The 3540-nt window shown below is 66.8% G+C and carries 4 protein-coding genes and 1 pseudogene; 2 read left to right on the top strand and 3 right to left on the bottom strand.

Features of this window, described 5'->3' with window-relative positions; translation table 11 throughout:
- Nucleotides 1-328 precede the first annotated feature (328 nt).
- Nucleotides 329-544, top strand: a pseudogene (locus tag ACF1B9_RS37890) (IS110 family transposase); the annotation flags it as partial.
- Here the strand turns inward: ACF1B9_RS37890 and ACF1B9_RS37885 are convergent.
- The 3 genes from ACF1B9_RS37885 to ACF1B9_RS37875 all read right to left on the bottom strand — a co-directional run bounded on the left by ACF1B9_RS37885 (nucleotide 534) and on the right by ACF1B9_RS37875 (nucleotide 2104).
- Nucleotides 534-902: an IS5 family transposase gene (locus ACF1B9_RS37885; protein WP_391795986.1), complete on the bottom strand. Its 369-nt coding sequence runs from the start codon at nucleotides 900-902 to the stop codon at nucleotides 534-536. The pseudogene ACF1B9_RS37890 and the gene ACF1B9_RS37885 sit on opposite strands and share 11 nt — an antisense overlap.
- A 90-nt stretch (nucleotides 903-992) precedes the next feature.
- Entirely contained in the window at nucleotides 993-1748 is a 756-nt protein-coding gene (locus tag ACF1B9_RS37880; RefSeq protein ID WP_391746952.1) for an SDR family NAD(P)-dependent oxidoreductase, read from the bottom strand.
- Between the two features lie 230 nt (nucleotides 1749-1978).
- Complete coding sequence (locus ACF1B9_RS37875; protein WP_391746953.1) at nucleotides 1979-2104, bottom strand: hypothetical protein; 126 nt, start codon at nucleotides 2102-2104, stop codon at nucleotides 1979-1981.
- Nucleotides 2105-2393: 289 nt separating this feature from the next.
- Between ACF1B9_RS37875 and lexA the strand changes: the two genes are divergently transcribed.
- Nucleotides 2394-3083, top strand: a complete 690-nt coding sequence (lexA, locus tag ACF1B9_RS37870; RefSeq protein ID WP_391746954.1) for a transcriptional repressor LexA — start codon at nucleotides 2394-2396, stop codon at nucleotides 3081-3083.
- Nucleotides 3084-3540: the final 457 nt, after the last annotated feature.

Raw genomic sequence — 3540 nt, 5'->3', positions numbered from 1 at the left:
CCATCGAAGGCGGCATCACGGCGGTCAGTTGACACAGACTCAAACTCTGTACATCAGCCCGTACATGCCTCTGCACTACAGCCCGTACGCCGACAGAAGGCGACGTCACCCGCTACGCGATCCCCAAAGAAGAACCCCTCATCGCCGAACACGAAGCCTTTCGCGACCTGGTCCTCGGCCACAGCCACCGCCCCGCGAACCTCCATGACGGCGCCTGCACGCCGTCCTCGCCGCCCACGTAGCCCTGCAAGCCTCACACACCGGTGCCACTACAACCGTCCCCTCCCTCACCGACCTCAAGGCGACCTGACATCGTGGCGGTGGCGTGCGACGCGACAACAAGCAACTCAAGCGGGCCTTCTACCTCGCCGCGTTCGCCTCGCTCTCCCAGCCCGAGTCACGCGCCTACTACGACCGCAAGCGACGACAAGGAAAGCACCACATCGCCGCCCTCATCGCGCTCGCCCGACGACGCATCGACGTCCTCTACGCCATGCTCCGCGACGGCACCTTCTACCAACCACCCACAGCGGCTACGGCTTGACGAAACCCATAGAGGCACCTTTTCGGGCTCCGGCGGCATGCTGGTGGGCTCGGACAATGGTGGAGTCGACCGAGGCGACCCAGTCGATGTCGCCGGCTGCGTCCGCCTTCGCCTGCGTGGCTTGCAGCATCCGCTCGAAGGTGCCGTCCTTGGCCCACCGGCGGAAGCGGGTGTGCAGGGTAGCCCAGGACCCGTACCGCTCGGGCACGTCCCGCCAGGCAACCCCGGTGCGGAACTTCCACACGACGCCGTTCAGGACCATACGGTCGTCCAACCGGGGACGGCCTGTCGCAGCCGTGGGCAGCAAAGGCCGCAGCAGGTCCCACTCGGCATCGGACAACTCCTGGCGACGTATCACCCAGCCGTGATCCACTGCCCAAGATCACGGGTCGATGCCGTGACGGACTCAGCGCCAAGGGCTACCTGGCCTGCGTCGGACCGTGCGGGCTCAGACTGCGAAGCCACCGTCCACCGCCAGCTCCGCGCCTGTGACGTATCGGGCGCTCTCGCCGACCAGGTACGAGACGGCATCCGCGACCTCCACCGCCGTGCCGTAGCGGCCGAGCGCAGTGAAGCCGCGCTGGAAGTCGGCGGAATCACCGTCGCCCGGGTTCATGTCGGTGTCGATCGGGCCCGGGTGGACCAGATTGACGGTGACCCCATGCGGGCCGAGCTCCCGGGCCATGCCCTTGGTGAAGCCAATCAGAGCGGCCTTGCTGGTCGCGTAGAGCGTGCTTCCGGGGAAGGCCACGCGCTGGGCGATGCAACTGCCGATGCTCACGATCCGTCCGCCCTCGACCATGTACTGCAGCGCCGCCTGGGCATAGAGGTAGGGCGCGCGAACGTTCACCGCCAGCACCCGGTCGATCTGGTCGCATGTCACCGCCTCGATTGGTCCGACGGCGCCGACACCCGCATTGTTCACCAGGATGTCCAGCCGCGCGAACCGCTCGGCGACCGCCGCCACCGCGCCGCACACCGCCTCCGGGTCTGCGCTGTCCGCGCGGACGGCCCAGCCGCTCCGCCCCATCGCGGTGATCTTGGCGACCACCTCCTCGGCCAACTCGGCCGAGCCCTGGTAGGTCAGCGCCACGTCTGCGCCGTCCTCGGCCAGCCGCAGCGCGACCGCCGCCCCGATCCCCCGGCTGCCGCCGGTCACCAGCGCCACCTTGCCGTCGAGCGCCGTCGCACCGTTCATCGTCATCTCCGTAGAACTCCTTGTTCCGGTCTTGGACACGCTCAATCCAAGACCGGAACGCCCTGCCGGTCCGGCGGTATTCAGACGTCACGTTCAATCTTCAACGACGACTCCGTACACCCCGGAAGTACGAACCGACCCTGGCTGCCCGGTGCAGCCCGCCGGATCAGCAGCCACGTGGACCAAGGGGCAGCTCGGCCGGCGGACCGCCGCCGTCCAGCACCGCGCGCGCCGAGCTAGTCAACGTCGGTCAGCTCGGCCTCCGCGGGTAGGTCCCGGCCGGACGGCGCGAGTTTGAAGACGGGCCCTAGGCGGGCCTGCTCGGTGGAGATGCCGAAGTCCCGCGCCTCCTGGTCGTTCACCTGCCGGGCCGTTGTGTCGGGTGACCACGCGCACCGTGCCGGGAGGTGACGGCCCGGCAGATGGCCGGTGTCGCTGTGACTTCACCTGGCGTTTCCTCACTGCGCCCGGCATACCCGCCCTGCCACGTCGAGAGCCCATTGCCGGCGGCTTGCAATCGGCGTCATAGCGACCGGCCGCCGTCACATTCAGGCACTGATGCGTACGCTCTGTTGAGAATAAGTGTTCCCTATGTGCTGGTTGGCGAGTTACTGTCCAGCTCAGCAAGATCACGTCAGGGGGGAGCAGCGCATGTACGCCGTCGCAGCAGTAAGACGCCCCGGCAGGCCGCCAGGGGGCCGGGGCGTCACCGACCGCCAGCGTGCTGTGGTCGCTTGTATCAAGGACTCGCTGAAGACCCGCGGCTACCCGCCGTCGATGCGGGAGATAGGGCAGTTCGCCGGCCTCTCCAGCACGTCCTCGGTGGCCCGCCAGCTGTCGGTGCTGGAGCGCAAGGGAGTGCTCCGCAAGGACCCACACCGGCCCCGCGCCTACGTGATTGCCGGGGAAGAAGCTTCCGACGCCGGACCTCTGTTCCCGGAAGCATCCGCTGCGCAGAGCTCCTCCGTCGTGAAGGCCCCGATCGTGGGCCGCATCGCCGCGGGAGTTCCGATCCAGGCAGAGGAGTCCGTCGAGGACATACTGGAGCTGCCCCGCCGGCTCACTGGCTCGGGCGAACTGTTCGTTCTCAAGGTGTCTGGTGACTCGATGGCTGGTGAGGGGGCCATCCTCGACGGCGACTGGGTTGTCGTGCGCAAGCAGCATGACGCCGAACACGGTTCCATCGTCGCGGCCATGATTGATGGTGAGGCCACGGTCAAGCGTCTCAAGCGCGACGGCGCCGATGTGTGGCTGATGCCTGACAACAAAGCCTACGAACGTATCTGGGGCAACCAGGCAACGATCTTGGGCAGGGTCGTCACCGTTCTGCGCAACCTCTGACCAACTCCAGAAGCAGACTCGGCACCGCCGCCTGGCCAGCCTCCGCAGGCCTCCCGGCATGGCTTTGTTCACGAGTTGTGGAGTCAGTTCGTCATGACTTCGGGAGGCAGTTGGTGAACGTCTGGGGCGATGTTCACGAAGAACGGGTTCTGGCTCACTTTCCGTTTGCGCCGTGAGGCGCTGTTGGTTCGAGTGGAGGTGGAAGACCTGCACCAACCCGCTGTCGCAGCAGTCGGGTTGAAGCTGAGGGCAGCCTGATCCGGGTGATGCCGGGGAGGGCGAGAGCGGCCCTGACAAAGCCGGGACGTGTCCAGTACTGCCAGATGGGGCGGGTCCGGCAAGCGTGATGGAGAGGAGTACGCGAGGAACCGGCGTTTTACGTCTCTTAAAGTGCCTCCGGCTCGAAGCTGGTGGATCAGGGCCGGTAGCGGTGCGTATGCAGATCACCCTTTTGGGT

Source organism: Streptomyces sp. NPDC014727, from assembly GCF_043083485.1.
In the GTDB taxonomy this organism is placed as follows: Bacteria; Actinomycetota; Actinomycetes; order Streptomycetales; family Streptomycetaceae; genus Streptomyces.
The sequence above is the reverse complement of the archived record's forward strand: the minus strand, read 5'-3'. Positions and strand labels throughout refer to the sequence as shown.

Bases quoted from the DNA above. Each gene is read 5' to 3' on its own strand.
- ACF1B9_RS37880 (WP_391746952.1), bottom strand. From the start codon at position 1,748: ATGACGATGAACGGTGCGACGGCGCTCGACGGCAAGGTGGCGCTGGTG.
- lexA (WP_391746954.1), top strand. From the start codon at position 2,394: ATGTACGCCGTCGCAGCAGTAAGACGCCCCGGCAGGCCGCCAGGGGGC.